General features: G+C 66.3%; 1 protein-coding gene, 1 pseudogene and 2 riboswitches. Of the genes and pseudogenes, one reads left to right on the top strand and one right to left on the bottom strand.

The features are described from left to right. Positions 1-390: pseudogene (locus PLJ28_RS15475) on the bottom strand (glycine dehydrogenase (aminomethyl-transferring)); the annotation flags it as partial. Between the two features lie 154 nt (positions 391-544). After that, positions 545-645, bottom strand: a riboswitch (glycine riboswitch). Between the two features lie 250 nt (positions 646-895). Next, a riboswitch (glycine riboswitch) is annotated at positions 896-994 on the top strand. 151 nt (positions 995-1,145) lie between these two features. Between PLJ28_RS15475 and cycA the strand changes: the two are divergent. Next, positions 1,146-2,627, top strand: coding sequence for a D-serine/D-alanine/glycine transporter (gene cycA, locus PLJ28_RS15470; RefSeq protein WP_324590401.1), 1,482 nt, complete (start codon positions 1,146-1,148; stop codon positions 2,625-2,627). Positions 2,628-2,965: the final 338 nt, after the last annotated feature.

Below are 2,965 nucleotides of genomic sequence, written 5' to 3'. Positions count from 1 at the left end.
GGCCTCCAGCCGGCCCTGGGAGATCTCCGGCTGGTAGGGGGTATAGGCGGTGTACCAGGCCGGATTCTCCAGGACGTTGCGCAGGATCACCGGCGGGGTGAGGGTGTCGTAGAAACCCTGGCCGATCATCTGGGTCTTGAGGACGTTCTTGGAGGCCATCTGCCGCAGGTCCGCCAGGACCTGGGCCTCAGAACGGGGCTCGGGCAATTCCAGCCGATCCTGTTGGCGGATGTCCACCGGCACCGCCGTGTCCACCAACTCGTCGAGGCTGTCGTACCCCAGGGTGCGCAACATCTGGGTCGCTGCCTGCGGGCCGGGACCGATGTGACGTTCGGCGAAGGAGTGGTCGCTGAGCTCAGCGGCGGTGGGGCGGGCTGGGGTGATCGTCATGAGAGGAACTCCAGAGGTCTGCGCGGTCTCCCGCGGTGTCTATGGGTTCCTCCCCGATCTGTTGCACAGCCTGAGAGTTTCCGTCCCACCCGGACGGGGTGGGACTTGCTCCTTCGGCGAGCACGGAGAACTCCGCACTACTTTCCAGATGCGCCTCGGTGCGGCGGTACGGGGGCCTGAGAGTTTCCCGGGGAGGAAATTGCTCCTACGGCGCCCGACCACGAATGCTGGACGGGACTCTCCCGCCGCACGTGAACGGCCAGACTATGTGATTGCAGTCACAGCGTATACGTACTTTCTGCCGAGTGCAACGGCACTCGCATTCACGTCATCCTGGGTCACACAGGTCCTCCTCGCCGCGGTCCTGCTGCGGATGCCCCTGTCTCACCGCCCCCGCAGCCGCCGGGCCGTGCGGAGCAGGATTCGGTGCGGAAATTCGAAAATCCATTGTGCGCCGAGGTGACTGTCACCTAGGATGTGAGGGCTGTCACAGTCGAATGGCCGTTGACGTGCGGCGGGAGAGCCCCGACCAGAACACCGGTCGGGCACCGTAGGAGCAATTCCTCCCCAGGAAACTCTCAGGTCCCCGGACCGCCGCACCGAGGCATCTCTGGAAAGTAGCGCGGAGTTCTCCGTGCTCGCCGACGGAGCAAGTCCCACCCCCTCCGGGTGGGGCGAAACTCTCAGGCCGTGCAACAGAGGGGGAGGAACCCACGGACGACGCGGCACACCGCGCAACTTACTGGAGTTCCTCAATGACCCTCACCCCAGCACGCCCCGTGAGCACTACCGAGCAGTCCCCGCATCTGGAGCGGGCCCTGTCCAACCGGCACATCCAGCTGATCGCCATCGGCGGAGCCATCGGCACCGGCCTGTTCATGGGCTCGGGGAAGACCATCTCGGTGGCCGGGCCCTCGGTGATCTTCGTCTACATGATCATCGGCTTCATGCTGTTCTTCGTCATGCGCGCCATGGGCGAGCTGCTGCTGAGCAACACGGACTACAAGAACTTCGCCGACTTCGCCGGTGACCTTCTCGGGCCCTGGGCCGCGTTCTTCACCGGGTGGACCTACTGGTTCTGCTGGGTCGTCACCGGGATCGCGGACGTCGTCGCCATCGCCTACTACGTCTCCTTCTGGTGGCCCGACCTGCCCCTGTGGATCCCCGCGATCGCCTGCATCGCGTTGCTGCTGGGCCTGAACCTGCCCACGGTGAAGGCCTTCGGCGAGACCGAGTTCTGGTTCGCCCTGATCAAGATCGTGGCGATCGTGGCCCTGATCGTCATCGGCCTGGTCATGATCATCACCGGGTTCGAGAACGATGGCGTCCAGGCCAGCTTCGACAACATCTGGACGCACGGCGGCATGTTCCCCACCGGCTTCATGGGCTTCGTCGCCGGGTTCCAGATCGCCGTCTTCGCCTTCGTCGGCATCGAGCTGGTCGGCACCACCGCGGCCGAGGCCAAGGATCCGGAGAAGAACCTGCCCCGGGCGATCAACTCCATCCCGGTGCGCATCCTGCTGTTCTATGTGGGTGCGCTGATCATCCTGATGGCCGTGAAGCCCTGGACCGCCTACAGCGCGGATGAGTCACCGTTCGTGGGCATGTTCGCCCTGGCCGGGCTGGTCGGCGCGGCCGGGGTCGTGAACTTCATCGTCCTGACCTCCGCCACCTCCTCGGCCAACTCCGGGATCTATTCCACCTCGCGCATGATCTACGGCCTGGCCACGGAGGGCGACGCCCCCAAGGCCTTCGGCCGGCTGTCCTCCCGGAAGGTCCCGAAGAACGCGCTGCTGTTCTCCTGCATGTTCCTGCTCGCCGGCGTCGCACTGCTCTATGCCGAGGGCAGCGTGGCCGAGGCCTTCACCCTGGTCACCACCGTCTCGGCCCTGTGCTTCATGTTCGTGTGGTCCATCATCCTCGTCAGCTATCTCGTCTACCGCCGTCGCCGCCCGCAACTGCACGCCGTGAGCGCGTTCAAGATGCCCGGCGGTACGTTCATGCCCTACGTGGTGCTGGCCTTCTTCGGGTTCATCATCTGGGCGATGACCACCCAGGCCGACACCCGGGCTGCCCTGCTCGTCACCCCGGTGTGGTTCCTGGTCCTGGGCCTCGGTTACCTGAAGCTGCGCCGCAACCCCGAGCACGCCGCCCTGCGCGCCCTCCACGAGGCCAAGGTCCGCCAGGAGCTCGAGGACCGGGACGTCCACGCTCAGGATCCGGCCCTCGCCCCCTGAACCGTCTGTCCCGCCACCGAGATCTCGCCATCCCGTCCGTCCCACCCAGGCCGCCACCTCGGCGGGCTGGGTGGGACGGACAGCGGTACCCACCGGCCCGGGCGGAGAGTGCCGTCCCCACGAGGCCGGTGTGGGGTGAGGGCGAAGACCTCCAGACGATGCGCGGACGCGCAGACCGGTACCTGCGCCGAGGAGCAGAACCACCCTCCGCGGTGCCTCCACCGTCCGGGGGCGCATCGGGGGACCGTCGGCATAGCGCCGGCGATGACGGCGGGGTAGGTTGCTGGCATGACGGCGCATCAGCCTTATGAGACGCTGCGTGTGCATGACGGTGTTGA

The organism is Citricoccus sp. (assembly GCF_035445025.1).
In the GTDB taxonomy this organism is placed as follows: domain Bacteria; phylum Actinomycetota; class Actinomycetes; order Actinomycetales; family Micrococcaceae; genus Citricoccus.
Note: the sequence above shows the minus strand (reverse complement) of the source record. Positions and strands in the feature narration are given on the sequence as shown.